22 protein-coding genes and 1 tRNA gene are annotated in these 26,718 nt (G+C 64.7%); 9 read left to right on the top strand and 14 right to left on the bottom strand.

Annotated features, from left to right (window positions below; genetic code table 11):
- Nucleotides 1–88: 88 nt before the first annotated feature.
- From DQG18_RS01660 to DQG18_RS01670, 3 genes are all read right to left on the bottom strand, one after another.
- Complete coding sequence (locus tag DQG18_RS01660; protein WP_116652479.1) at nucleotides 89–2,656, bottom strand: FtsK/SpoIIIE family DNA translocase; 2,568 nt, start codon at nucleotides 2,654–2,656, stop codon at nucleotides 89–91.
- 193 nt (nucleotides 2,657–2,849) lie between these two features.
- Nucleotides 2,850–4,199, bottom strand: a complete 1,350-nt coding sequence (locus DQG18_RS01665; RefSeq protein ID WP_116652480.1) for an ammonium transporter family protein — start codon at nucleotides 4,197–4,199, stop codon at nucleotides 2,850–2,852.
- A 27-nt stretch (nucleotides 4,200–4,226) separates the two neighbouring features.
- Complete coding sequence (locus DQG18_RS01670) at nucleotides 4,227–4,565, bottom strand: P-II family nitrogen regulator (RefSeq protein ID WP_116652784.1); 339 nt, start codon at nucleotides 4,563–4,565, stop codon at nucleotides 4,227–4,229.
- A gap of 299 nt (nucleotides 4,566–4,864) precedes the next feature.
- Here DQG18_RS01670 and DQG18_RS01675 point away from each other — a divergent pair, with 299 nt between their 5' ends.
- A complete protein-coding gene (locus DQG18_RS01675) occupies nucleotides 4,865–6,073 on the top strand; it encodes an FAD-dependent monooxygenase (protein ID WP_116652481.1) in 1,209 nt (402 codons plus the stop codon).
- A gap of 9 nt (nucleotides 6,074–6,082) precedes the next feature.
- Here DQG18_RS01675 and DQG18_RS01680 read toward each other — a convergent pair whose 3' ends face one another.
- Genes DQG18_RS01680 through DQG18_RS01690 form a run of 3 tightly spaced genes read right to left on the bottom strand, consistent with a single transcriptional unit; the run spans nucleotide 6,083 to nucleotide 7,925 of the window.
- On the bottom strand, nucleotides 6,083–6,322 hold the full coding sequence (locus DQG18_RS01680; protein ID WP_116652482.1) for a Trm112 family protein: 240 nt from the start codon (nucleotides 6,320–6,322) through the stop codon (nucleotides 6,083–6,085).
- On the bottom strand, nucleotides 6,319–6,978 hold the full coding sequence (locus DQG18_RS01685; protein WP_198669624.1) for an LON peptidase substrate-binding domain-containing protein: 660 nt from the start codon (nucleotides 6,976–6,978) through the stop codon (nucleotides 6,319–6,321). The genes DQG18_RS01680 and DQG18_RS01685 overlap by 4 nt, the downstream gene beginning before the upstream one ends.
- Nucleotides 6,979–6,992: 14 nt before the next feature.
- The gene (locus DQG18_RS01690) at nucleotides 6,993–7,925 is read right to left on the bottom strand and encodes a thioredoxin family protein (RefSeq protein WP_116652483.1); all 933 of its coding nucleotides are present in this window, start codon (nucleotides 7,923–7,925) and stop codon (nucleotides 6,993–6,995) included.
- Between the two features lie 201 nt (nucleotides 7,926–8,126).
- On the opposite strand from DQG18_RS01690, the gene DQG18_RS01695 reads away from it, so the two are divergent.
- Nucleotides 8,127–8,201, top strand: a tRNA-Gly gene (locus DQG18_RS01695).
- 105 nt (nucleotides 8,202–8,306) lie between these two features.
- Here the strand turns inward: DQG18_RS01695 and DQG18_RS15940 are convergent.
- Both DQG18_RS15940 and DQG18_RS01700 read right to left on the bottom strand, forming a co-directional pair.
- A complete protein-coding gene (locus DQG18_RS15940) occupies nucleotides 8,307–8,456 on the bottom strand; it encodes a hypothetical protein (RefSeq protein ID WP_157969956.1) in 150 nt (49 codons plus the stop codon).
- A gap of 16 nt (nucleotides 8,457–8,472) precedes the next feature.
- The gene (locus DQG18_RS01700; RefSeq protein ID WP_116652484.1) at nucleotides 8,473–9,015 is read right to left on the bottom strand and encodes a methyltransferase family protein; all 543 of its coding nucleotides are present in this window, start codon (nucleotides 9,013–9,015) and stop codon (nucleotides 8,473–8,475) included.
- A gap of 110 nt (nucleotides 9,016–9,125) precedes the next feature.
- On the opposite strand from DQG18_RS01700, the gene DQG18_RS01705 reads away from it, so the two are divergent.
- Nucleotides 9,126–9,992 carry an alpha/beta fold hydrolase gene (locus DQG18_RS01705; protein ID WP_157969957.1) on the top strand — a complete coding sequence of 289 codons (867 nt, stop codon included), beginning with the start codon at nucleotides 9,126–9,128 and terminating at the stop codon, nucleotides 9,990–9,992.
- Here the strand turns inward: DQG18_RS01705 and DQG18_RS01710 are convergent.
- From DQG18_RS01710 to DQG18_RS01720, 3 genes are all read right to left on the bottom strand, one after another.
- Nucleotides 9,989–11,350 (bottom strand): cytochrome P450, encoded by a 1,362-nt coding sequence (locus DQG18_RS01710; RefSeq protein WP_116652486.1) that lies wholly within the window; start codon nucleotides 11,348–11,350, stop codon nucleotides 9,989–9,991. The two genes, DQG18_RS01705 and DQG18_RS01710, sit on opposite strands and share 4 nt — an antisense overlap.
- Nucleotides 11,351–11,374: 24 nt before the next feature.
- A complete protein-coding gene (locus tag DQG18_RS01715; protein WP_116652487.1) occupies nucleotides 11,375–12,142 on the bottom strand; it encodes an N-acyl amino acid synthase FeeM domain-containing protein in 768 nt (255 codons plus the stop codon).
- Between the two features lie 126 nt (nucleotides 12,143–12,268).
- Nucleotides 12,269–14,551 (bottom strand): putative bifunctional diguanylate cyclase/phosphodiesterase, encoded by a 2,283-nt coding sequence (locus tag DQG18_RS01720; RefSeq protein ID WP_198669625.1) that lies wholly within the window; start codon nucleotides 14,549–14,551, stop codon nucleotides 12,269–12,271.
- 321 nt (nucleotides 14,552–14,872) lie between these two features.
- On the opposite strand from DQG18_RS01720, the gene DQG18_RS01725 reads away from it, so the two are divergent.
- A complete protein-coding gene (locus DQG18_RS01725; protein ID WP_116652489.1) occupies nucleotides 14,873–15,172 on the top strand; it encodes a 4a-hydroxytetrahydrobiopterin dehydratase in 300 nt (99 codons plus the stop codon).
- Here the strand turns inward: DQG18_RS01725 and DQG18_RS01730 are convergent.
- A complete protein-coding gene (locus DQG18_RS01730) occupies nucleotides 15,169–15,702 on the bottom strand; it encodes a hypothetical protein (RefSeq protein WP_116652490.1) in 534 nt (177 codons plus the stop codon). The two genes, DQG18_RS01725 and DQG18_RS01730, sit on opposite strands and share 4 nt — an antisense overlap.
- Before the next feature lie 246 nt (nucleotides 15,703–15,948).
- On the opposite strand from DQG18_RS01730, the gene DQG18_RS01735 reads away from it, so the two are divergent.
- The 5 genes from DQG18_RS01735 to DQG18_RS01755 all read left to right on the top strand — a co-directional run bounded on the left by DQG18_RS01735 (nucleotide 15,949) and on the right by DQG18_RS01755 (nucleotide 24,884).
- Nucleotides 15,949–16,419, top strand: a complete 471-nt coding sequence (locus tag DQG18_RS01735) for a tellurite resistance TerB family protein (RefSeq protein WP_116652491.1) — start codon at nucleotides 15,949–15,951, stop codon at nucleotides 16,417–16,419.
- A 469-nt stretch (nucleotides 16,420–16,888) separates the two neighbouring features.
- A complete protein-coding gene (locus DQG18_RS01740) occupies nucleotides 16,889–17,194 on the top strand; it encodes a YggT family protein (RefSeq protein ID WP_425454203.1) in 306 nt (101 codons plus the stop codon).
- Nucleotides 17,184–17,528 (top strand): DUF167 domain-containing protein, encoded by a 345-nt coding sequence (locus DQG18_RS01745; protein WP_116652492.1) that lies wholly within the window; start codon nucleotides 17,184–17,186, stop codon nucleotides 17,526–17,528. Before DQG18_RS01740 ends, DQG18_RS01745 begins: the two co-directional genes overlap by 11 nt.
- Nucleotides 17,529–17,801: 273 nt before the next feature.
- Complete coding sequence (locus DQG18_RS01750) at nucleotides 17,802–19,937, top strand: sodium-translocating pyrophosphatase (protein WP_116652787.1); 2,136 nt, start codon at nucleotides 17,802–17,804, stop codon at nucleotides 19,935–19,937.
- A 183-nt stretch (nucleotides 19,938–20,120) separates the two neighbouring features.
- Nucleotides 20,121–24,884: an NAD-glutamate dehydrogenase gene (locus DQG18_RS01755; RefSeq protein ID WP_116652493.1), complete on the top strand. Its 4,764-nt coding sequence runs from the start codon at nucleotides 20,121–20,123 to the stop codon at nucleotides 24,882–24,884.
- 9 nt (nucleotides 24,885–24,893) lie between these two features.
- On the opposite strand, the gene DQG18_RS01760 is transcribed toward DQG18_RS01755, so the two are convergent.
- Both DQG18_RS01760 and DQG18_RS01765 read right to left on the bottom strand, forming a co-directional pair.
- Entirely contained in the window at nucleotides 24,894–26,051 is a 1,158-nt protein-coding gene (locus DQG18_RS01760) for a GGDEF domain-containing protein (protein ID WP_116652494.1), read from the bottom strand.
- Between the two features lie 229 nt (nucleotides 26,052–26,280).
- Nucleotides 26,281–26,718: a metallopeptidase family protein gene (locus DQG18_RS01765; protein ID WP_116652495.1), complete on the bottom strand. Its 438-nt coding sequence runs from the start codon at nucleotides 26,716–26,718 to the stop codon at nucleotides 26,281–26,283.

Raw genomic sequence — 26,718 nt, forward strand, 5'->3', positions numbered from 1 at the left:
GGCTGATTCCGTCAAAACAGAAGCTCCAAGTTTTTGATTTATCGCGTTTCCGAACCGAATAAGTGGTGCCCACTTATTCTGGAAACGCTCAATAGCCGTCCGCATTATCCCCCACCAGCACCTCGCGCTTGCCGGCGTGGTTGGCGGGCGAGATGATGCCCTCCTGCTCCATGCGCTCGATGAGGGTTGCCGCCTTGTTGTAGCCGACCGAGAGGCGGCGCTGGATATAGGAGGTCGAGGCCTTCTTGTCGTTGAGGACGATATTGACGGCGCGGTCGTAAAGTTCGTCCCCCGAGCCGGAAAAATCGCCGTCCTCGTCAAAGCCGCCCACCTGGCCGTCTTCGTCCTCGTCGGTGATCGAATCGAGATATTCGGGCGTGCCCTGCGACTTGAGATGGCCCACGATGTCCTCGACCTCGTTGTCGGCCACAAACGCGCCGTGCAGGCGCTTGATGCGCCCGCCGCCCGCCATATAGAGCATGTCGCCATTGCCAAGGAGCTGTTCGGCGCCCTGTTCGCCCAGAATGGTGCGGCTGTCGATCTTGGAGGTCACCTGGAAGGAGACGCGGGTGGGGAAATTGGCCTTGACCGTCCCGGTGATGACGTCGACCGAGGGGCGCTGGGTGGCCATGATGAGATGGATGCCGGCGGCGCGGGCCATCTGGGCGAGCCGCTGGATGGCGCCTTCGATGTCCTTGCCCGCCACCATCATGAGATCGGCCATCTCGTCGACGATGACGACGATATAGGGGAGCGGTTCGAGATCGAACTCCTCGCTTTCAAAGATCGCCTCGCCCGTCTCGCGGTCGAACCCGGTCTGCACCGTGCGCGTGATGGCCTCACCCTTGGCGGCGGCCTCGGCGACGCGGGCGTTGAACCCGTCGATATTGCGCACCCCGACCTTGCTCATCTTCTTGTAGCGGTCTTCCATCTCGCGCACGGCCCATTTGAGCGCGACGACGGCCTTGGAGGGATCGGTGACGACCGGGGTCAGAAGGTGGGGGATGCCGTCATAGACCGAAAGCTCGAGCATCTTGGGATCGATCATGATCAGGCGGCACTGCTCGGGGGGCATCTTGTAGAGCAGCGAAAGGATCATGGTGTTGATCCCCACCGACTTGCCCGAGCCGGTGGTGCCGGCGATGAGCAGGTGCGGCATGCGCGCCAGATCGACGATGATCGGCTCCCCGCCGATGGTCTTGCCAAGGCAGATGGGCAGCTTGGCCTTGGCCTTTTCATAGTCCGCCGAGGCCAGAAGCTCGCGCAGAAAGACCGTTTCGCGCGTCTTGTTGGGCAATTCGATGCCGATGGCGTTGCGGCCCGGCACGACGGCGACGCGCGCGGAAATGGCGCTCATCGAGCGCGCGATGTCGTCGGCAAGCGAAATGACGCGGCTCGATTTGATGCCCGGGGCGGGTTCGAGCTCGTAAAGGGTGACGACCGGGCCGGGCCGGACGTTGATGATGTCGCCCTTGACGCCGAAATCCTCGAGCACGCCTTCGAGCTGCTTGGCGTTGTCCTCGAGCGCATGGGGATGATGTTCGGCAGGGAGCTGGCTGGCGCAGGGCGCGGCCAGCAGATCGAGGGGCGGCAGGGCAAAGCCGTCGGCGGGCAGGAGCGACCCTTGCGCCTCGCGGGCGCCGCGCCGCGAGGGCGCGGGGCGGGGGGCGGGGGCCGCGACGCGCGGGCTCGCGGGCCGGTGCTCCTCGACGATGAGGCGCGCGATGTCGTCGTCATCGGGCTCCTCGTAGTCGGCGTAATCCTCGTCGTCCTCGAACCGGTCTTTGGGGATATGGGCAAAGCCGGGCTCGCGGCGGGTTTTTTCCGGGGGGGCGATGGCGCGGTCGAGCTGGGGCTCGAAATCGGCGTTCTTCCAGCTTTCGCGCGGATCGGGCGCGGCGCGGCGCGCCGTCAGGACGCGCTTCAAAAAGCCCTTGAGCGCATAGCCGGTGTGGGCGAGATAGCCCAGAACGAGGGCGCCGAACCCGGCGCGGTCCTCATCGTCCCCGGCGGCGCGCTCGGGTTCGGGGATAGCGCGGGCCGCGGGCCGGGCGGCGCGTTTGGCGGGAGCGGGCGGTTCGGCCTCGAGTGGGGGCCGGGTGCGGGCCGAAAGCCAGATCAGCCCCAGGGATGGCAGGGCCAGAAAACCGCCCAGCAGCACCGCGCCGAACCCTTGCGGGGGGTGGCCGAGCAGGAGCGTGAAAAGCCCGGTGAACCCGGTTCCGGCAAACCCGCCCAGCCCAAGGGGCAGGGGCCAGCTCTGCGGGGTGGGGAAACAGGCGAAAAAGCCGGTGGCGATCGCGGTTCCGGCCAGCCAGCCCATCGTGCGCAGGCCCATATAGGCGGGCGGCTGGCGGCGAATCAGCGAGAGCGCCCAGACCAGCGGGGGCACGAGCATCGCGAGGGCGGCAAGCCCCAGGAACTGGAAGGCGAGATCGGCAAAGACCGCGCCGGGAAAGCCGAGCCAGTTTCCGGGGGTCTTGTCGGTGGCGTAGGACAGGCTCGGATCGTCGACCGACCAGCTTGCCAGGGCCACGAGCGCCAGAAGGCACAGGACGGCGATGACGGTGCCGGCGAGACGCAGCGGAATGGCAATCGAGAGCACCGGGGCCGCGCCGTGCCGCTCGTCAAGGTGCGAAGACGGATTGAGGGTCATGAAGAAAGCCGAGCCTTGAACGCAATACTTTGGGCCCGAGCCTAGCGGCCTATGGTTAACCCCCGCTTAGCGCCGAAAGGGAAAATCGCGATAATGGAAAAAGGGGGTACGGTCGCCATCGCACCCCCTTCTTCCCTCGTCGTCACCCGGGCTGAACGACAAACCGGCAATTCAGCCCTTGGGCCCTCCCGGCTTAGAATTCGGGATAGGCCTCGACGCCGATCTCGGCCTTGTCGAGCCCGAGCGCCTCGTCGTCCGCCGAGGGCCTGAGGCCCATCGTGAGCTTGAGCGCGAACCAGATGGCGGCGCTGACGCTGAAGGTAAAGAGCCCCACGATGGCGATCCCGCCGATCTGGGCGCCGATCGTAGCGTCCGGATTGGTCAATACCACGACGATCGTGCCCCAGATGCCGGCAAAAAGGTGGACGGGGATCGCGCCCACCACGTCATCGATCCTGAGCCTGTCGAGAAGCGGCACGGTAAAGACGACGATGACGCCCCCCACCGCGCCGATGAGCGATGCGGTGCCAAGGCCGGGGTAAAGGGGTTCGGCGGTGATCGAAACCAGCCCCGCCAGCGCCCCGTTGAGGACGAAGGTCAGATCGGTCTTGCCATAAACGAGCATGGTAAGGATCAGCGCCGTGATCGCCCCTCCGGCGGCGGCGGCGTTGGTGTTGGCCATCACCCGTCCCACATCGGCGATGTCGCCCACCGAGCCGATGGCGAGCTGGGAGGCGCCGTTGAACCCGAACCAGCCCATCCACAGGATGAACATGCCCAGGGTCGCCAGCGGCATGTTCGAACCGGGTATGGCGTTGACGGTGCCATCGGGGTTGTACTTTCCATTGCGCGCGCCAAGCACCAGTGCCCCGGCCAGCGCCGCCCAGCCGCCCACGGAATGGACGGTGGTCGAGCCGGCAAAGTCGGAAAAACCCCATGCCGAGGACAAAAATCCCCCACCCCAGTGCCAGGCGGCCTGGATGGGGTAGATGAGTCCGGTAAGGATAAAGACAAAGACAAGGAAGGGAGACAGTCTTATGCGCTCGGCCACGGTCCCCGAAACGATCGAGGCGGCGGTCGCGCAGAACATCACCTGGAAGAAAAAGTCCGAGGAAACCGTTGCATAGGAAAGATCGGCCTCACTGGCGGCCAGCCCCACGGGCTCGAGTACGGCAATGCCAAAGCCGCCGAGCAGCCCCGGCACCAGCCACTGATCGCCCGGATACATCATCTTGTAGCCGATGAGGTAATAGACGATCGAGACCAGCCCATACATGGCGACGTTCTTCAAGAGTTGCATCGAGACGTTCTTGGAGCGCACCAGCCCCGATTCGAGCATGGCGAAACCGGCCGCCATCCACATGACCAGAATGCCGCCCAGCACCATGATAAAACTGTCGAGGATGTATTTGACGGCAATGGGCACCTCGGGGATGGCGGTCTCTCCCGCTATTGCCCCGTCCTGACCCAGCGCGGGGAGCGCGGCGGACAGGCTCGCCAGCGCCGCGAAGACGAGGGGTTTGAAAATTGGGAACGCAGTCATTGGTTTTCTCCTGTTTATGCGCCGCGCCTAGAGGGCCTCGGTCCCGGTCTCGCCGGTGCGGATGCGGATGGCGTGTTCGAGATCGAGGAGAAAAATCTTGCCGTCCCCGATGCGGCCCGTGCGGGCCGCCTCCACGACGGCGCCGGCGACCGCATCGGCCCGGGCGGCGTCGAGGGCGATCTCGATTTTGAGCTTGGGCAGGAAATGGACGGCGTATTCGGTTCCCCGATAGATTTCGGCGTGGCCCTTCTGGCGCCCGTATCCCTTGACTTCCGTGACGGTCATGCCGTGCACGTCGAGCGAGTTGAGCGCCTGGCGGACCTCTTCGAGCCGGGATGGCTTGATGATTGCGACAAGCAGTTTCATGGGTGCTCCTTTCCGATTGCACACCTGATGCCGGTTTACCGACTCAAGCGCCGTGCCAAACGGAAACCCGCCCTTTAAATGCCTGAAACCGAAAGGATAATTCTGCCGATACCGCGCTTGGCCGGTGGCAAGCATGGTCATTGATGCCTAAAAAGAGGGCAACGAATGCAGGTTTGGCGCGGAAATGCTCAATAAATTCGCATGCGGCTGCGTTCGGAGGTGATGCGGCAAAGCGGGGGCTTGTTCCAGCGCCATCGGGGTGGGAAGGTTGACGACCAGACGCGTGACGGAGACGGAAAATGGCGGCGCATACCCATGATGTGATCGTTGTCGGGGGGGGACCGGTGGGGCTTTCGCTCGGGGTCGCGCTCACCCGGTTCGCGCCGGGGATCAGGGTTGCGCTGGTCGACCGGCGCCCGATGAGCGTGCCCAGGGACGCCCGCGCTTCGGCGATTGCCAGCGGCGTTCAGCGCATGTTTGCGACAATGGGGGTCTGGGACGGCATGGCGGATAAGGCCAATCCGGTCATGGCTATGAAGATTACCGATTCGGGGGGCGGCGATATCGCCCGGCCGGTGTTTCTGACCTTCGGGGAGGAGAGTGAAGCGGGGGCCCCGATCGCCCATATGGTGCCCAATGCTGCAAGCGCCCCCGTGCTGATCGCCGCCGCCGGGGACATCGATATCGTCGAGCCCGGGGTTGTCACGGGGTTTTCAGGTGCGGGACGTCTGGCCGAGATAACGCTTGAGGACGGGCGCGCCTATGCCGCCCCGCTCGTCGTTGCCGCCGATGGCGGGCAATCGGGGCTGCGCAAGCTTACCGGTATCGGCGTGTTTGCCCATGATTACCGGCAGGCGGGGATCGTCACCAATATCGCCCATTCCGAACCCCATGAAGACACGGCCTTCGAGCATTTCCGCCCCGCCGGACCTTTCGCCTCGCTGCCGCTCAAGGGCAATTTTTCCTCGCTGGTCTGGGCCGAAGAGGCCGAAAAGGCGGCGGCCTACGTAAAGATGGCGCCCGCCGATCTCGCCCCGGTCATCGAGGCGGTGATGGGGGCAAGCCTTGGACGGGTGGAGATTGTCGATATCGTCCAGTCCTTCCCCTTGCGGCTTTCGATCGCGCGCCGGTTCATCGCTCCAAGGCTGGCGCTGGTGGGGGACGCCGCCCATGTGGTGCATCCGCTGGCCGGGCAGGGGCTCAATCTGGGATTGAAGGACGTGGCGGTCCTGGCCGAAGCCGTTCTCGATGCGATGCGGCTCGGGCTCGACCACGGCGCGCCCGACGTTCTGGCGCGCTACGAGCGTGCGCGCGCGTTCGATACCGGGCTGATGGCGGCGGCGACCGACGGGCTCAACCGGCTTTTTTCCAACGATCAGGCGCCGATCCGCGCCCTGCGCGATTTCGGGCTGTCGCTGGTCGAGCGGGCCGGGCCGTTGAAATCGGCGATCATCGATCACGCTGCGGGGCGTGGCGGCGCCCGGCTCTTGAGGGGTATTCCGCTCTGAGGGGTGCGTTCAGCCCAAGGGTGTTTCGGGACGATGGCGCAGGCGTTCGGCTTCGTCCTCATCGATCTTGCGCGCGGCATCGATGACGAGCAGCGGTACGCCCTTTCTGATGGGGAAGGCGTAGCGCGCGACGAGCGAGATGAGCTCGGTTCCGTCGGACGAGAGCGACAGGCGCGTCTTGGAAACCGGACAAACCAGCATTTCGAGGGTTTTTGGGTCGAGCCGGTAGCGCGGGTTGCTCGTGGTCATTGCAGGACGGCGCCGGTCCGGGCGCGGGCCATTTCCATTTCGGCCAGCGCGATGAGGGTCTCGGCGCGCTCATTGAGGGTCGCCGCTTCCAGCAACGCCTGCTTTTCGCGCGCGCCATAAGGGCTGAGCATGGCGGCCAGATTGACGAGATCGCCGGTGCCGGTCTCCTCGACCTCCTCCCAATCGACCTCGATCTGGGCGAAATCGGCGTAGTCGCGCAAGACGTTCACCAGCCGCGCGCGATCGACCGTTTCCGCCCCCAGATCGGGGGTGAAATCGGCGGCGTATTTTTGCGTTGAAATCCGGGCCTGCCGGTAAGGGGTGGCAACGGCCAGTTCCTCGACCGGCTCGAAGCGGCATACCCCCTCGAGGATGATCAGGTAGCGGTTTTCCTCCTGCTCCTCGAAATGGACCAGCCGCCCGATGCAGCCCACGGGCGCGAGCGGCACTGCGCCGCGCGGGGCTTCCTCGTCGGTATCGCGCGGCTGGATCAGCCCGATGAGGCGATTGCCGGCCAGCGCGTCGTCCACCAGCTCGACAAAACGCGGCTCGAAGATATTGAGCGGGCGATGGGTCTGGGGCAGCAAAAGCGCCCGCGAGAGCGGGAAGAGGGCCAGCATGTCCGGCAGATCGGTGATGGAGGCCGGGCGGCGCATGGCCAGCTCCTTTCCTATCGAAACAGGAGCGACGACAAAAGCCGTCGCCCCTTGAGGGTCGCGGGGTCCTTGGGGCCCCAGGCCTCGAACAGCTCGAGCAGTTTTCTGCGCGCCCCGTCCTCGGACCATTCGCGGTCCCGGCCCATGATTTCGATCAGGGCCTGGGCGGCTTCGAGCTTTTCGCCCCGGGCGTTGAGGATCATGGCGAGGTCGAACCGGGCCTGATGATCGTCGGGTGCGGTCTGGAGCCGGGCCGAAAGCGCGGCCGGATCGCCAAGGCTGGCCGCCTCGCGGGCCAGCGCGATCGATTTTCTCAGCCCATCGATCGCGGGGCTGGCGGCGTCCTCGGGGAGCATGCCGAGCGTTTGTTCGGCGTCGTCGATGTCGCCGGTCTCGAACTGGACGCCGGCGACGCCGGCGATCGCTTCGATATTGTCGGGTGCCTGACGCAAGATGGCGGAGTAAATCTGGTAGGCGCGCTCGAAATCTTGTTCGGCCAGCGCGTTGTCGGCGGCTTGGATGGCCTGGGCGATCTGTGACTCGTTGTCGCTCGGCCCCCCGATGCCGGCCTGGGCGGCGGCCTCGATCAGCTTGGCGGCGAAACGGGCAACCTCCGATTCGGGCTGGGCGCCCATGAAGGCATCGACGGGCCGCCCGCCCAGAAAGGCGAACACCGCCGGGATCGACTGCACACCCATCTGCCCGGCCAGCGCCTGGTTCTCATCGACGTTGATCTTGACCAGCGCGATCTTGCCGCCATTGGCGGCGACGATTTTTTCAAGGGTGGGGGTGAGTTGACGGCACGGTCCGCACCAGGGGGCCCAGAAATCGACCAGCACCGGACGCTGCATCGAGGCTTCGAGCACGTCGGCCTGAAAGCGTGCGGTATCGGAATCCCGGATGAGATCATTGGCGGGCGTGGCGGTCTGTGCGGCTCGCAGGTCCATTTGCTCGGTCTGTCCTGTTCTCAAGGAAAGGCTGTTTGCTTGCGTTGTCGTGCCGGTGAGCCTTACACCAAGGGGTGCAAGGGTGCAAAGGCGGTCACCGGCCCAAGGTTAAGCATAGCGAATTTATCGGTTGCATTTATCGATGTGGTTGGGCATATAGGCGCCGTTCGCCATGCTGCCAAGGGGTGGACGAACTGGAGCGCGGGCGTAGCTCAGGGGTAGAGCATAACCTTGCCAAGGTTAGGGTCGTGAGTTCGAATCTCATCGCCCGCTCCAAAAATCCCAATTAAATTAATGGGATAAAAGAAGCGCCGCAGGGCGCTTTCTCTTTGCGCGGTTTCCCGGAACCACGGTGGAACCGGTCAAGCGAACCCTATGGCATCATCCGCACGCCAAAGCCTGCGACACCGCTGCCGGATAGGCCCGCACATAGCAGGCGTAACTGTGTGGCAGGTCGAGCGCGAAGACACGGGCTTTCCGCTCCATACCGCCGTTCTCAAAAATGCCGTAGGACAAACCGACCGGCACCATTTGTCCTTCCCCCCGATCATTCCCGGCCCAGCCTGGGCCAGAAGAAGCCCGTGCGGCGCTTGTAGGCGGCGTAGGCAGGAGCCAGCGGGGTCTGGCTGAATTTTTCCTCTTCCGCCCGCGCCGCAACGACGTAGAGCGCAATAAGGACGATCAGCGCCAAAAGCGCATAGGCCGACCAGGTGGCCAGCGCCCAGCCCGTCCAGAAGACGATATAGGACGTATAAAAGGGGTGGCGGATGTGGCGGTAGGGTCCGGTCTCGACCAGCCCGTGCGGCTTTTCGGGCGTAAAGGCGAAATCGAGCCGTGCCTCGCGCGAGGCGGCGATCGCCCAGAAAAACAGCGCCCCCGCCGCAAGCTGCAAGGCAAGGCCGACAGCCTGCGCCCATAGCGGCTGCTCGCCCCAAAGCGTCAGGAAAAGATAGAGGACGGCGGTGATCGCAACCCCCGCCGAGACCACCCGCGCCCCGCCCGACATGTCCCCGGCAACAAAATGGCGCTTGAGCGACCAGACATAGGCCGCAAGGGTCGCAAGGGCCGTCACGACGATGACGCTATCCATCCCGATGGTTCCTCGTAACCAGGTTTACGGACATTTTAACCATTTCCCGAAACCCCCTATATACGCCGGACCGATACGCTCGCGCCGCTCCAATAAAAAGGATGGCGCGCTTGCCGGTTTCCCGTTTTTCCATTTTGACAAGGGATGGCGCCATCGCCGTGACCGATACGGGTGGCCCGGGCCGCCCGCTGGTGATGCTGCACGGGGCGGGCGCCTCGGGCGCGGTGTTTTCGAGCCAGTTCGAAGGCCCGCTCGCCGACCATTTCCGCATCATCGCCATCGACCTGCCCGGCCATGGACGCTCGGACCGTTCCACCCGGCCCGATATGGCCTATACCCTCCCCAATACGGCCCAGATGCTGGCCGGACTGTTCCCCCATCTGGGGATCGAACGCGCCGTTGTTTACGGCTGGTCGCTGGGCGGGCATATCGTTCTTGAGATGATGGCGCGCTTCCCCGCGCTTTTCGCGGGCGCCGCCATTTCGGGAGCCCCGCCCTTCGCCCCGGGCACGCTTGGGACGCTGCGCGCCTTCCACCTCAACCCCACGAGCCTTCTCGCCGGCAAGCAAAAGCTCTCCTATAACGAGGCAGCGCGGCTGGCCCGCATGTTTTATGGCGAGGATGCCGGACAGCACCATATCGCCATGATCCTTGCCACCGACCCTGAGGCCCGCCCGCGCCTGATGCGCTCGATCGTGCGGGGCGAGGGCGCCGACCCCAGAAAGACCGTTCGGACTAGCCCCGTTCCGCTCGCCATCTTCCATGGCGCGCACGACCCGGCGATCCGGCTCGGCTATCTTGAGGGCCTTCACTACGCCAATCTCTGGGAAGGCCGTATCCATATCGTTCCCCATTCCGGTCACGCCCCCTTCCTTGGCGCGCCCCACAGCTTCGACGCATTGCTGCACCGGTTTGCATCGAGCGCCGCCATCGCCCGGTCTGCCATGCCTGAACCTTTTCTCACCCGCCACGCCTAGCGCCGGGCATGCAGCCGCAGCCACAATCCGCCCTTTGGCCGCATGGCGATCGAGGGAATGGGGATCGCCTCGCGCTCGGTCATCCGCTCGACATCGAAGCGCCGCAACACCACCGACAAGAGCTGCATCAACTCCATCATCGCAAAGCGATTGCCGATACAGATTCTGGGACCGCCGCCGAACGGGAAATAGGCAAAGCGCGGCAGGGTGCGCCGCAGATCGCCCGCCCACCGCTCGGGCCGGAAGGCCAGCGGGTCATCGAAATATCGGGAATCGCGCTGGGTGATCCAGGGCGAGATGAGCAGCGTCGTGCCCTTGGGCACGTCATAATCGCCAACCCGCGTATCGACGATCGCCTCGCGGCCCAGCAGCCAGGCAACCGGCCTTAGACGCAGGATCTCGATCACCGCGCGTTCCATCTGCCCAAGGTTGGCCATGTCCTCATGAACGGGCGAGCGGTCCCCCAGAACCGTTCGCGCTTCCCGGGCGAGCCGGTCCTGGATGTCGCGGTTGCGGCCCAGCAGGTCAAGCCCCCAGGTCATGGTGATCGCCGTGCTCTCATAGCCGGCAAGCAGGAAATTGCAGATCGCGTCGCGAAGTTCGATATCGGTCATGAGCTTGCCGTCCTCGTCCCGCGCGCTCATCAGTTGCGCGATCAGCCCCCGGGGCTCGGCACGGCCATCGCGCTGCTCGGCGATGATCCTGTTGATCAGTTCGTCCAGCGCCTTGATGCCCCTTAAATACCGGACGTGCCCCGGCAGGGGGACCCGGTCGGGGATCAGCACGGGCCGCGAATAGCGGGCGGTGATCTCGTCCATCACCCAGCCAACGCTCCGGGTGACCCAGGGCAGATCGTCGGTGACATCGGCATTGAGCAGCGTGCGTGTGGCCAGCACGACCCCCATCGAGAGCATCTCGCGATGGATGTCGATTTCCTGCCCGTCCTGCCAGCCCGCTATCCATCGCTCGGCTTCCCCAACGAGGGTGGGCGCGTATTCCTGCAGGGCGCGGGTGGAAAAGGCGGGCGCCGCAAAACGTCGCGCGCGCTGCCATTCCTCCTGCTCGGTCATGAACAGGCCCTTGCCCAGCAGGGCCCGAAGCTGGCGCCAGAACACCCGATGCTTGATGAACTTCTCGTGCTCCTTGACCAGAACCTGCTCGATGAGATCGGGGTCGTTGAGCAGCACGGCCGGATAGACCCCGAGCTTGAGCGCCGTCACCCCGCCATATCGCGCCGCGCAGGATTCGAGATAGCCCACCGGGTCCCGGGAAATGTCGAGCATGTTGCCCAGAACGGGCAAGCCGCGCGGGCCCGGCGCTATGGCCGGTCGGGCGATGTCGGCGTGTGCAGGTCCCATGGCACTGTCCTGTCTGTCCTCATGCTACCCGGCGGGTGCAAAACGCCTTTCCTCGATGGCCGCGGCGCGCGCGGTCGGCCGGATCAAAGCGTCCGCGACATTCCCCTCCGGCCCGAACATTGCTTCACGTTCCTCAGGGGTGGACATGAAAAAGGGGAAGCGGTCGGCCACCCGGTTGCGGATCTCGGCGACCTCTGCCGCGTAAAGGCATACGGGAAATTTCAGCCCCGGATAATAGCGCTCGCCGGCAAACTGGACCGAGCCGAAAACGCGCTTGTAGAACGCGGCGTGCTCGGGCCGGACCGAGGACAGGCAGTAATCGGCGGCAAAATATTCCGAGGCCATCGCCGCGATCCTCAATGTAAGGAACGGCAGCGCGGGCAGGCTCAGGGTCGTTTCGTGATCGGTGACGAACCGTGAGGGGTCGATATAGCTCAGCCCCGCATCGAGAAAGCCGTCAAGTTCGTCAGGATAGATGAGACGGCTCGGTGAAATCCGCTGTTGGGGCGTGACGTGATGAAGCCGGATGGAAGCGACCAGCCTGCCATCGACATAGACCCCGAACCCCATGGCGTTGGGGGCATTGTCGAACCCGTCGCCGGCGATTTCCTGCGGGTTGGAATCGATGAACCCCTCGCGCAGATAGGATTGATAGCGGAGCCGGAACACCGGATCGGTGATCTCCTCGAGCCGCACGCGGCGGTATTCCACCTGGTCGAGCAGATCCATGAGCGTAGCCGCGAACCGTGAGGTGGATGCCTCGCGGCTGCGGGCGGGCGAGGTATCACGCATTACTGGCCCCCCTTGTCAGCGCGGAGGGAACATTAACCAATTTTTAACCAATCGAGAAGGGCGCACGCGCACGGGCCGGCGCCCCGGGCGCCATTTTCGGCAAGCATGGTTAACGGAAAAGGCCGGTCAGGCGCTGCTGCCGGGCAGGCGCGCAACGGTGGCGCGGGACGCCATGGAGGCGATCAGCGCCCCGGCGTCCTCCGCCGACATGGGCTTTCCGAAGTAATAGCCCTGGATCTCGTCGACCTGGGTATGGTTTTCGATCATCCTGAGCTGCTCGGCGGTCTCGACACCCTCGGCGGTGATGACCAGATCGAGATCCTTGCCCAGCCGCGCCACATTGGCCATCAACTGCAGCGAGCGCGGGCTGGTGGCGATATCGGCGATGAACGAGCGGTCGATCTTGAGCTTGGTGAACGGCATCTCGTGCAGATAGGAGAGCGAGGAATAGCCCGTGCCGAAATCGTCGAGCGCGATGCCGATGCCGTGCGCGGCCAGCGCCGCAAGGCAGCGCGCCGCGTCCTCGCGTTCCTCGATGAGGGCGGTTTCGGTCACCTCGATCCCGAGCCTTTCGGGGGCGAGCCCGCTTCTGGCCAGCGCCCCGGCGATCTGGGTGTTGAGCAGGTCCGAACGCAGGTCGCGCGCCGAGACGTTGACCGAAACGGTGACGCTCTCCGGCCAGGCGGTGCATTGGAGGGTCGCGGTTTCCAGCACCCAGCGGGTGATGTCGGAGACCAGTCCCATTTCCTCGGCCAGCCCGATAAAGACCGCAGGGGAAATGGGGCCCAGTTCGGGATGGGTCCAGCGTGCCAGCGCCTCGCACCCGGCAACCTCGCGCGTCCTCAGATCGACGATGGGCTGATAGGCGAGCGTGAGCCTGCCCGCCGCCAACGCATCGGCCAGATCGGCCTTGAGCCGCTGGCGGTAGCGGAATTCGCCATCCATTTCGGGCACGAAGGCGAGCCATTGCCCCTTGCCGCGCGCCTTGGCGCGATAAAGTGCCAGGTCGGCGCGCATGATGAGGTCGTCAAGGCTCGTGCCTTCGTCGGGCTCGCACACGAAACCGATGGAGGCCCTCAAATCAATGCGTTCGCCGTCGATCTCGAACGGGCGGCCAAGCGATTTGAGGATCGCCGATGCTTCAGCGGCGGCCGAGCCCTCATCGGTCTCGGTCGAACGGTAGATGATGAACTCGTCGCCTCCGAACCGGGCGAGCTGGCTATCCTTGTGCATGACCGAGCGGATGCGGCTGGCGGTTTCGACCAGCACCTTGTCGCCCGCCAGATGCCCCAGCGTATCGTTGACGTGCTTGAAATCGTCGAGATCGACAATGGCGAGCAGGACCGGCTCGCGCGAACCGGCCCGGCGGCGCGCGCCAAGGTCGGCCTCGGACTGTTCGGTGAAATAGACCCGGTTGGGCAGATTGGTCAGCGCATCGTAGCGCGCCATGAAATTGATGCGCTCCTGGGCCTGGATGCGGGCGGTGACGTTTTCGAGCAACAGCACGGTGCGGTCGGCCCGTGAGGAGACCGTCACCTCGCAATGATAATCGCCCGAGAGCTTGAGGACGACCTTGCCGCCGGTTCTCTGTCCCACCATGGCCAGCAGGCGCTCGGCGGTCGCCCGGGGCAGGGCGCGACGCGCGATGGCCTCGTCGAGCAGGTCGATGATGGTGCGCCCGACCCAGGCTCCGTCGGAAATCTCGGCCAGCGTCTGGCGCGCCTGATTGTTGACCAGCGCGATCACCCCGTTCTCGTCGAGCATGCACAGCCCGTGGTTCATGGTATCGAGCGCGGTATCGAGCTGGTCGGCCAGCCGCGAGGCGTTGATCCGCCCGTGCACCGCATTGAGCAGCATGGTGCGCACATCGGCGGCCAGATACCGGTAGGAAACCATCATCGGGATCAGCATGAAGGCCAGGATGACGTAGTAGACATTGCCATCGATGACGAGCCCGAGCGCGAGCGGCGCCCCCAGCGCGATCGATTGCAGCGTGATGAGGCGGTCGATGCCGAAATTGCGCGCCACGATGCCGATCATAGCGGCAACGGTCACCGAAATCGACATCAGCTCGGCAAAGGGATCGCGCACGAAGACCAGCGCGATAAAGCACCACGCGCCATAGCCAAGGGCGACCAGCGTGCCGAATACGGTCGCCCGGCGCTCCCATTCCTCGGCGCCCTGCCTGTCGTCGGGCGCCACCGGATTGCGCGCGAACCTGCTCACCACCATGTAGCGCCAGAGCGCAATGAGCGCGAATACGACCGCATGCGCGAACAGCAGCATCGAGCCGGTCTTGACCCCGGCGGCGAGCATGCCGAAAAGCGAGGACATCGTGCCCCATACCAGCGCGCGCCGGTCCTTGTAGAGCGATGTCACGATCGACACATAGTCGAGGGTCGGCAACATTTTGCTGGTCGTATAAGGCATTTTCACCGATTGTCCCGCAAGCACCAGACCGGAGGCAGGACCCCAGGGTCCGTGTTCAAATCAATTCACGTTCACGCCGTCGCCGGATGTGTCCGGCCCGGCAGGAGGGCGCAGCCCGGGTCGATACACGGGCCCTGAACCTACACACACTGAACGCTCGATTTGTGCAATTTGGTTAAGTTTGCGGGGGTTTCGGGCGACGTGGTAAAGGAGCGGTTTATCAGGACGCCGCAATTTTGCTCCCGCGGGCGGGGAACACGGCCATCGCCCATGGCATTGACGCGGCAAGGGAGAGGACCGATGAACGACCGATCACACAATACGCCGCTTGACGCGAACGCCATCAGGACCGCGCTTCAGGGGCTTTCCGGCTGGACGGCAAGGGACGGCAGGGCGATTGCCCGGACCTTCGAGTTCAAAACGTTTTCCGAGGCGTTCGGCTTCATGGTGCGGGTGGCGCTGGCCGCTGAAAAGGCCAACCACCACCCCGACTGGTCCAACAGCTACAACCGCGTCGAGATCGCGCTTTCGAGCCACGATGCGGGCGGGGTGACGCAAAGGGACATCGATCTGGCCAAGGCCATCGATGCCCTGATCTAACGTCCAGAGAGTTTTCTGATACCGATAAGGGCGAAAACCAGCGCGGTGGCGATGCCCGCGCTCCGGTGCAGGGCAAAGGCGTCGATGGCGAGCGCGCGGGCCAGATGGAGCGCGGCGAGACCGCCGAGCACGGCGGCGAGCGCCGTCGCGCCCTGCTGGCGGTAATGGAGCCCCAGCGCCACCAGCCCCCCTGCCGTAAAGGCCAGCGCCAGAAGGTAGAACGGGGTCCACACCATCGCCCCATAGGTGATCTCGCCGCTGGCGATGGCGCCGAGCACCCCCGAGGTCAGCGTGATGATCAGCACCATGGAAAAGGACATGGCGCCGAACGCGACAAGGACGATCCCCACCCGGCCCTGCCGCCCCATGCCCGGCTCGGTCTGCAGCCCGAAAATCCCCGCCGCCAGCACGAAAAGCGCGATCGCGCCCAGCGTGCCGTCGGCAACCCCGATGCCCCCGGCAACGAGCGCCACGGCTTCGGCGGTCATCCAGCCGGCCGACCCGGCAATGAACATCAGCAAGAGCACCATGGGTTTTTCCCGGCTCCCCGGTTGGGTGGGTGAAAGCGGCTTCCCGATACGCCCTTCAGGGCCCTTTTGCAAAGCCGCGATGGCCATCGCGGGTCAATTTCTGTGGCCCGTTCTCAACAGGATGGCCAAATCCGTCGCGCACTCCGTCTCCCGCAACGTCTGCCGCTTGCCCCTCAAAGGCCTGCCCGGTTAGATCGGCCCCCCGAGACGGATCGCCCGCGTTTTGAAAGTCGAGTTGCAAAGCCCATGTTTGAAGCGATTGCCCGCCTGTTCGGCGCCGAAAGCGCCCCCGCCAACGCCCCACTCGCCCCGCGCGTCGCGGTGGCAGCGCTTCTGGTTCATCTGGCAACGGTCGACGGGCGCGCCAAGCCAGAGGAGGTGCGGGTCATCTCCCATGCGCTCAAGGACCATTACGGGCTCGACGACGGGGCGGTGGCGCGGCTGATCGAAGAAGCAAGGCGCAAGGACCGCGAGGCGGTCGATTTCTACCAGTTCACCTCGCGGCTTTCCCGGCTCGAGCGGGACGAGAAAATCGACATCATCCGCATGATGTGGCAGGTGGTCTTTGCCGACGACACCAATCACGAGCTCGAGGACAACATGGTCTGGCGCGTGGCCGAACTGATCGGCGTGTCCGCCCGCGAGCGCACCGTGTTGCGCAACCAGATGCGCCGCGGCATCCATGCGGAAAGCGACACCGGCGAAACGGAGAAATGACCAGCGCAAGGCTGAGCAAGGCGGCCTGGGTTTTTTCGCAATTTGCAAAAGCGCGACTCGCAAATTGCAAGGCTTTGCGCATTTTGCACGCCCACCGATTCAACATCTTGGGGCTCACGCCCGGCAAAGGGGCATATGTACGGATGGATCGATGTGGCACGCTTTGTGCAATGCAGGGGGCGTCCGGGTCTTTGTGTGTTGCGTACCGGATCACTTGTTCAAGGGCCCGCTCTTTCCCTAACCGGAGGCGGGCCCTTTTTTCTTGTGCACCACGCGCAGTCTTGCCCTTGGGATGGGGAAACCGTAATTAGAGCATCGGACCGAAAAGCGTATACGCGGTTTTCGGAAAATCCGATGCGCAAACAAAAGTCTGGACCGGCACATTGTGTTCGATAGAGCGCAGGCCGCTCAGGATGAAAACCGGCGCGGCCACCGGCCCCGCTTCTGGCGAGAAAAAAGGATCTGCCGAATGGTGTTGGGGCTTTTGCAGTTTATCGACCTGGTGCTCAACGTGGTCATTTTCATCATCATCGGCCAGGTGATCATGAGCTGGCTGCTGGCGTTCAACATCCTCAACATGTCCAACCAGTTCGTGGCCACCATCGCCAACGCGCTCTACCAGATCACCGAGCCGCTGCTGCGCCCGATCCGCTCGGTGGTGCCCAATTTCGGCGGGCTCGACATCTCGCCGATCATCCTGTTCCTCGCCATCTATTTCATTCGTCTGGTCGTGCTCTATCCGCTGATGCGCCAGGTCGTGATGGGTGGCCTCTGATCCCCAAAATCCCGGCTGGTTCCGCCCGGCCCGCGACGGCGCGCTGATCGTCCTGCGCGTCACCCCCAATGCGGGGCGTAACCGGATCGAGGGCCTGGCCGCGCTGGCCGACGGCACCCAGGCGCTCAAGATCCGCATCGCCGCCCCGCCCCGGGACGGCCGCGCCAATGACGCGGTGATCGCCCTGCTGGCCAAAGCAGCCGGACACCCCCGCTCGGCCTTTTCGGTCAAGGCGGGCGCCACCGCGCGCACCAAGACGATTCTTCTCACCGCGTCTCTCCGGGAAGCCGATCTGGCGCGTCGCCGCATCGAAAGCAGTTTCGGGGATAAATAGGTCAATAATTACGACCTTTATTACGTGCGCGAAATCAACGTATTAGCCGGGCACGCGGCAGCAATGCTGTCCAAATGCCCTTCTCAAGAAACCCCATTGCTTTCAATACTTTGTTCCGCCTATCCTCACCCCCGTCACCGTCCGGCGATCAGGGTCGGCGCTTTTAAAGGAGATAAAAGCGCCAATGCCCGCCGGGGCGACAAGGGAACGGGCTGATCGGGCGGACAAGGGGACTGCGTCCCGCCGTCCGGGCCACAGTTGAGGGGAATGAACATGACTTTGGCCTTATGGCTGATCGTAGTCTGCGGCGTGCTGTCGATCGTTTACGGCATCGTGACGACACGCGCGCTTCTTGCCGCCGATGCCGGCACGACGCGGATGCAGGAAATCTCGGGCGCGGTGCGCGAAGGCGCCATCGCCTATCTCAGACGCCAATACACCACTATTGCCATCGTGGGTCTCGTGATCCTCGTCGTTGCCTGGTGGTTGCTGGGCATTTACGCAGCCATCGGCTTTCTGATCGGCGCGGTGCTTTCGGGCGCCGCCGGGTTCATCGGCATGCACGTTTCGGTCCGCGCCAACGTCCGCGTCGCGCAAGCCGCGACGACCTCGCTGGCGGGGGGGCTCGATCTCGCCTTCAAATCGGGCGCCGTCACCGGACTTCTTGTCGCCGGGCTGGGGCTTTTGGGCGTCGTTCTTTATTTCGGCTTTCTCATGTCCATCGGCTTTGCGGCCACCGACCGCGTGGTCATCGACGCGCTCGTGGCGCTCGGCTTCGGGGCTTCGCTGATTTCGATCTTCGCCCGGCTGGGCGGCGGCATCTTCACCAAGGGCGCCGACGTTGGCGGCGACATGGTGGGCAAGGTCGAGGCGGGCATCCCCGAGGACGACCCGCGCAACCCGGCAACCATCGCCGACAATGTGGGCGACAATGTCGGCGACTGCGCCGGTATGGCCGCCGACCTTTTCGAGACCTATGTGGTGACCATCGTTGCCACCATGGTGCTGGCCGCGATCATCCTGCCGACCCCCGAACTCAAATGGGCCGGCATGGTGCTCCCGCTCGCCATCGGCGGCGCGTGCGTGCTGACCTCGATCGTTGGCACCTATTTCGTCAAGCTCGGCGCCTCGGGCAACATCATGGGCGCGCTCTATAAGGGCGTCATCGCCACGGGCGTGTTCTCGCTGGTCGTGCTCCTGCCGGTCATCTGGTGGGTGTTCGGCGGGCTCGACACCCAGATCGCCGTCGGCGGCGCGACCTTCACCCCGCTCTCGCTCTATTTCTGCGGCGTTGCGGGTCTGGTCATCACCGGGCTGATCATCTGGATCACCGAATATTACACCGGCACCGACTACCGCCCGGTCAAATCGATCGCCGAGGCCTCGATCACCGGCCACGGCACCAACGTCATCCAGGGGCTCGCCGTTTCGCTCGAATCGACCGCGCTGCCCGCGCTGGTCATCATCGCGGGCATCATCCTCACCTACAACCTTGCCGGCCTGTTCGGCATCGGGGTGGCGGTGGTGACCATGCTGGCGCTGGCCGGCATGATCGTCGCGCTCGATGCCTTCGGACCGGTCACCGACAATGCCGGCGGCATCGCCGAAATGGCCGGGCTCCCCGACGAGGTGCGCAAGAACACCGACGCGCTCGATGCGGTGGGCAACACCACCAAGGCGGTGACCAAGGGCTACGCCATCGGCTCGGCGGGTCTGGGCGCGCTGGTGCTGTTTGCCGCCTATACCCAGGATCTGTCCTACTTCATCTCCACCGCCGCCGAGGGCAGTTTCTTCTTCGGCGTGGGCCAGGTGAGCTTCTCGCTCGCCGATCCCTATGTCGTCGTGGGGCTGCTGTTCGGCGGGCTGTTGCCGTTCCTATTCGGGGGCATGTCGATGACCGCGGTGGGCCGCGCCGCCCAGTCCGTGGTGGTCGAGGTGCGGCGTCAGTTCAAGGAAAAGCCCGGCATCATGGAAGGGACCGAAAAGCCCGACTATGGCCGCGCGGTCGACATGCTGACCAAGGCCGCGATCAAGGAAATGATCGTGCCTTCGCTGCTCCCGGTGCTCTCGCCCATCGTCGCCTTCGTCGTCATCCTTCTGATCGCGGGCAAGGCCGCGGCGTTCGCCGCGCTGGGCGCCATGCTGCTCGGCGTCATCGTCACCGGGCTTTACGTCGCCATCTCGATGACGGCGGGGGGCGGTGCCTGGGACAACGCCAAGAAGAGCTTTGAGGACGGGTTCACCGATTCCACCGGTCAGGTGCACCTGAAGGGGTCCGAAGCCCACAAGGCCTCGGTCACCGGCGATACGGTCGGCGATCCCTACAAGGACACCGCCGGTCCCGCGGTCAACCCGATGATCAAGATCACCAACATCATCGCGCTTTTGCTGCTGGCGGTCCTGCACTAAGGCGTGCGCGCCAATCGATGAACATGAGGGCCGGACCGCTGCGTCCGGCCCTTTCTTTTTGCATAAAGGTCAGCCCCCCTGACGGATACCAATGTCTATGTCATTGAAATCTAAAGTGATACTGGACTTTGCCGCCAGCCGGGCTAAGCTCGTCCTGAAACTTCCGGCAAGAAGGCCAGTTCCATGCTCGAAACGACGGGGGCGCCGGCGCGCCAGTGGAAAGACCGCATCGCGGCCCTTTCAGGGGCCGAACCCGGTTTTGCCAGTTTCCTGAACCGCGCGATCGGCTCGGCCGACGAGCAGGACCTGCTGCTCTATCCGCCCCAAACGCTCGAAACCGTGCTGCGGGAAACCTTTTCCCATATCGGCGAGCGCACCCCCGGCCGGCCCGATATAAGGCTCTGGACGTCGGATGAGCCGGGCCTTGATGGCCTCACCATCATCGACATCTATTCGGCCGATACCCCTTTCATCGTCGATTCCGCGCTGGCTGCCATCCGCGCGGCGGGCGGCACGATCCGCTTCATGGCCCATCCGGTCGCCGCGGTCGATACCGGCACCACGCCCTGGACGGTGATCGAGCGGCCCGGCCCGGACGCCCGCCACGAAAGCGTTCTCCACGTCCATATCGACACCCCCGCCGACCCCGCCACGAGCGAATTGATCGCAGAGGAACTGACCCGCACGATGATCGCGGTGCGCCAGGCGGTGGTGGACTGGCGCGACATGCTCGAGCGCCTGCGCACCGTGGTGGTAAGCTATCGCGAGAACCCGCCGCCCTTGCGCGAGGCCGATCTTGCCGAGGCCATGCATTTTCTCGCCTGGCTCGCCGACCACAATTTCACCTTTCTGGGCCTGCGCGAATATAGGCTCGAAGGGGAGGGCGAGGCGCGCAAGCTCGTCCCGGTCGAGGGCAGCGGGCTGGGCATCCTCGCCGACCCCGATTATTTCTATCTGCGCCAGGGCGCCGATTACGTCCACACGACCAGCCAGCACCTTGCCTTTCTCGACAGCGACGAACCCCTGATGGTCACCAAGGCCAACCGGCGCGCCTCGGTCCACCGCCGCGTCCACATGGACTATATCGGCATCAAGCTGTTCGGGCCGGGCGGCAAGGTGCGGGGCGAGTTGCGTATTCTGGGGCTCTTTACCTCCCTTTCGTTCGCCACCCCCCACGCGGACGTGCCCATCATCCGGCGCAAGCTTGTCGATGCCATGAAGAGTTCGGGGCTCGACCCGCGCTCGCACGCGGGCAAGGCGCTGATGAACGCGCTCGACAATTACCCGCGCGAGGAGATGTTCCAGATTTCGGCCGGCGAACTGCTCGAATTTGCCACCGTCATCTCGACGCTTCCCGACCGTCCGCGCGTGCGCGTCCTGCCGCGCATCGACCGGTTCGACAATTTCGTCTCCATCCTCGTCTATCTGCCCCGCGACCGGTTCGATACCCAGGTGCGCGAAAAAATCGGCCTGCATCTGGCCCGGCGCTATGAGGGGCGCGTGTCCGCCTTCGCACCCGATTTCCCCGAGGGCGAGCTGGCGCGCATCCACTTCATCATCGGGCGCAATGGCGGGCCGACCCCGCGCCCCGGCCGCGAGGCGCTCGAGGATGAGATCAACGAGATCAGCCGCAGTTTTGCCGACCGGCTCGTCTCCGCCGCCCCCGATCCAGCGGCGATCGCCGGTTACGCCAACGCCTTTCCGCGCGATTATCAGGCCGCGCTTTCCCATCTCGACGCGCTGGCCGACATCGCCATTTTCCGCGAACTCGACACGGGAAAACCCGTCGCGGTTGATCTTGGGCCGGGGCGCGACGATCCCCTGACGCTGACCCTAAAAGTCTATAGCCGCCAAAAACCCATCCCGCTTTCCGACCGCGTGCCGGTGCTCGAAAATTTCGGCTTTTCGGTCATCGACGAGCGCACCTGGGAGATTTCACCCGCCGACGGGGTCGAGCGGTTCGTCCACGACATGACCCTTTCCCCGCGTGGGCTCGAAGCGTCGGCCGTGCGGGAAGCTGCGCCCCGCATCGAGGCGGCGATCGTTGCCGCCGCCACCGGCGCGGTGGAAAACGACGGCTATAACCGGCTTACCCTTCACGCCGGGCTCAGCCATGAGGACACGGCCCTGCTGCGGGCCCTGGGCCACTATCTCAAGCAGGCCGGGATCACCTGGTCCCAGTCCTATATCGCAACGACGCTCGCCAGCCACCCGGCCCTTGCCGCAACCCTTGTCGAGCTGTTCCATACCCTTAACGACCCCACCCGGGCCGGGGATGGCGCCGAAAGGGCCACGGCCCTGCACGCCCGGTTCGCCGAATCGCTCGAAACCATCGAATCGCTCGACGAGGACCGGATATTGCGGCGCCTGCTCAACCTCGTCCAAGCCGCGCTGCGCACCAATCTCTACCAGCGCGAGAACGGCGCCCCGCGCGACGCGCTCGCCATCAAGTTCGATGCCCAGGCCATCGAGGGCCTGCCCGAACCCCGGCCCTATCGCGAGATCTTCGTTTATTCCCCGCGTGTCGAGGGCGCCCATATGCGCGGCGGTCCCATCGCGCGCGGCGGCCTGCGCTGGTCCGACCGCCCCGAGGATTTCCGCACCGAGATCCTGGGGCTGGTAAAAGCCCAGATGGTCAAGAACGCGGTGATCGTGCCGGTGGGGGCCAAGGGCGGGTTCGTGCCCAAGAAAATGCCGCCCAACCCCGACCGAGAGGCGTTCATGGCCGAGGGGACGGCCTGCTACAAGATCTTCATCTCCGCGCTTCTGGACGTCACCGACAATCTGGTCGGCGACACCGTGCTGCCGCCTGAAATGGTCTTCCGGCGCGACGGGGACGACCCCTATCTGGTGGTCGCCGCCGACAAGGGCACGGCGAGCTTTTCCGATACCGCCAACGCCATTTCGACGGCCCGCGACTTCTGGCTTGGCGATGCCTTCGCATCGGGCGGCTCGGCGGGCTACGACCACAAGAAAATGGGCATCACGGCGCGCGGCGCCTGGGAGACGGTCAAGCGCCATTTCCGGGAGATGGACATCGACATCCAGAAAACCGGCTTTACCGTTGCCGGGGTCGGGGACATGTCGGGCGACGTCTTCGGCAACGGCATGCTGCGCTCGCCCCATATCCGGCTCGTGGCGGCATTCGATCATCGCGACATCTTCATCGATCCCGACCCCGACGAAAAGGCCGCTTTTGCCGAGCGCCAGCGCCTCTTTGCCCTGCCCCGTTCGAGCTGGCAGGATTATGACACGGCGGTGATCTCGGAAGGCGGCGGGGTTTTCTCGCGAAAGCTCAAATCGATCCCGCTTTCCCCCCAGATGCAGGAGTTGCTGGGACTGTCGGGCCCGAGCGCCGCGCCCGCCGAAGTCCTTTCCGCCATTTTGAAGGCCCAGGTGGACCTGTTGTGGTTCGGCGGCATCGGCACCTATATCCGGGCTTTTGATGAAACGGACGCCGAGGCGGGCGACAAGGCCAACGACGCGATCCGCGTTGCGGGCAGGGACTTGCGCGCCAGGGTGGTGGGCGAGGGCGCCAATCTGGGCGTCACCCAGCGCGGGCGCATCGAGTTCGCGCTGCATGGCGGGCGCATCAACACCGACGCCATCGACAATTCCGCCGGGGTCAATTCCTCCGACCTCGAGGTCAACATCAAGATCGCCCTTTCGGGGCTGATGCGCGACGGCACGCTCGATTTTAAGACCCGCAACGATTTTCTCGCCGGCATGACCGATGAGGTGGCCGCGCTGTGCCTGCGCAACAACTATCTGCAATCGCTGGCGCTCTCGCTGGCCGAACGCGAGGGCGTCGTGGGGCTGCCCGATCTTGCCGACCTGATGGCCGGGCTCGAAGAGAGCGGCGCGCTCGACCGCGCGCTCGAAGAGCTGCCCGGCGAAGAGGAGCTTGCCGCCCGCGCAAGCGCCGGCAAGAGCCTCACCCGGCCCGAACTGGCTGTGCTTCTGGCCTATGCCAAGATCGCCGCCTTCGACCGGTTGATCGCCTCTCCGGTCCCCGACGACCCCTATTTCGCCAAGGAGCTCTACCGCTATTTCCCCTCGGCGCTCAACGAGCAGTATCCCGAGGCCATCAAGACCCACCGGCTGCGCCGCGAGGTGATCGCAACCACCCTTGCCAACGCCATGATCAACCGGGGCGGGCCCGCCTTTTTCTCAAAGCTCGTGGCGATCACCGCCGCCGATCCGGGTGCGGTGGCCCTTGCCTATGCGGCGGCGCGCGATGCCTTTGACCTCCAGGCGCTCAACGCCCGGATCGACGCACTCGACGCAACCATATCGGGCCAGACCCAGCTTGCCCTTTATGCCCAGGTCCAAAAGCTTCTGGTTGCGGCCACGCTCTGGTTCCTGCGCAACGAAACGTTCGCGTCGGGGCTTTCGGCGGTCATCGCCCGCTATGGCGAGGGCGTTGCCGAAATCCGAACGCATCTGTCCGAACTGTCCTCGCCCTATCTGGCGCAGGCCGTCGCCGGCCAGCAGGAGGCGTTCACGCAAGGGGGCACCCCGCCCGAGCTCGCCCGCCGCATCGCCCAGCTTTCGATCCTCTCGCTTTCAACCGATGTGGTTCTGGTCGCTGAAAAGCGCGGCGTATCGATTGGCGATGCCGCCGCGGTCTATTTCGCCATGATCGAAAAGTTCGGGCTTGGGCGTATCACCGAGCAGGGGGGAGCGGTTCTCGCCGCCGACCGGTTCGAGCGCATGGCACTCGACCGGGCGCTCGCCAATGTGGCCCGCGCGCTGCGCGACCTTTCCGGCGACGTCCTGGATATGGGCACGGGGACCATCCCCGAGCGCTTTGCGGCCTGGGAAGCGCAGCACGAAACCGCGATCGCCCGCGTCATATCGAGCGTTGCCGATCTCATCGCCGGCGAATTGACCATCGCCCGGCTCTCGGTTGCCGCCGGGCTGCTGTCCGATCTCGCGTCGAGCTGAGAGGCTGGGCTATCGCGTGGTGCCGCGCGCCGGCACAAAGGCGGCGCGGGCCGCCAGACGCACGCAGTCCCCGCCCGCATCGAGCGCTTCCCGGTGCGCCCACTGGCCGCGGACCAGCAGATCCAAGAGGCTGTCCCCCGGCTCGCGCTCGGCGATACCGATGGCCGCCATGACCGGCGCGGCAATGGGCAGGACACCTTCCGCGAGCCGCGAGCGCAGGATCTCGGCGTGCCGCCGTGCCGCAAAAAGATTGGTGCCGGGGAGCAGTGCAGCAAAATAAGGCCCCGACATGCGGGCTACCAGCGCGCCGGGGCCGAATATGTCGGACAGCGCTGCGCTCAGCGCCGGGCTTGACTGGTCGTCGCGGGCGTGCGGGCCGTCAAAGGAAAAAAGCACCAGCGCCAGATCGTTCTGGGCCCCAGGGTTCACCGCAACGAGCCGGGAGCCGTGCTGCTCGAACCCGTTCTGGTTCAAAAGGCCGGTCAGGGGATCGCGTTCCGATTTCCTCACGAGGGACCGGGCGGCATCCGATACCACCATGGCAAGGCACACCATGGCCAGAAGGAGCGTGACCACCGCGCCGCTCGACTGGGAGATCAGCGCATAAAGCGTTGTCGCGTAGTCGCGGCCGACCGCGCCGACCCCGCCGGAAAAATGGGCCACCACCGGCTTTGCGGCAAAGCTTAGCGCCACCAGCACCAGCATCACGAACAGCACCCTGTCGATCGGCTCCCGGCGCTGCGAGCGCGACACCATGATCGCCCCCATCAGGCTCACCAGCCCGTAGGGTGTCTGGTAAAGCACCTGGCGCCACATGTCTTCGCGCGGAAGCTCGAGGATCAGCAGATAAAGAATGCTCGAGGCCAGAAAGATCATGCCCAGCCCCAGAGGGGAAAGCGGAGCCTCGTACCGCCGCGCCAGCGCGTGGGCGATGGCTAGAAAGCACCCGAGCATGGCAAGCGCGATAAAGAGGCGCGCGCCCGCGTCGGACAGCCCTGTATGGAGCACATACTCCCCGGCAAAGCTCAGCATGGCCAGCACGAACGCCACGCCCAGCCACTTGGCCGCCCGGTTATTGGCATCGAAATGGCCGACCGCGAAAAAAGCGGCGGCCATTGTCGTTGCGATCACCATGTTGATCGCGATGACAAATACTGCGCCTGTCATACCGGGTTAACGGCCTCCCGCCTCAAAGGCTCCCCCCGCGTCCCGCCCGGTCCGCGCTGAAAACTCCCGGAGCCATGCCACAATAATGGTTAACCAGCGCATAAGAAACATGTTAGAGCGTGTCCGCACCAGGCCGGCGCAGCGACACAGAAAAAATCACAGGCCGTTGATGTTTCTGGATATTTCAGGAAAAAAGGGAACGCTACGCCATAGCCTTTGAATACGGGCCTCAGCCCATCCGATCGTTGCGCTCGATCCGCTCCATGTCGTCGTCCGACAGGCCGAAATGGTGGCCGATCTCGTGCACCAGCACGTGATTGACGATTTCGCCCAGCGTATCGGTGTGCTCGGCCCAGTAATCGAGGATGGGGCGGCGATAGAGCCAGACCCGGTTGGGCATCTGGCCGGTAAAGGGGGTTGCGCCGTCCTCGGTCATTCCGAAGCCTTCAAAAAGACCCAGAAGGTCGAACGGGCTTTCAAGCTCCATGTCCTTGACGACATCGTCATCGGGAAAGTCCGCCACCCGGCATTCGACCTCGGACGCCAGCGCGCGGAAAGGCTGGGGCAGGGCTTCGAGCGCCGCAAGGGCCAGCGCCTCGAAATCGTCAAGCGAAGGGGCCGCAAGCGGCCCCCACAAATCTGCTCTACCCTCGTTCTTCCCGGCCAT

It is taken from the genome of Pelagibacterium sediminicola, assembly GCF_003390885.1.
Lineage (GTDB): Bacteria > Pseudomonadota > Alphaproteobacteria > Rhizobiales > Devosiaceae > Pelagibacterium > Pelagibacterium sediminicola.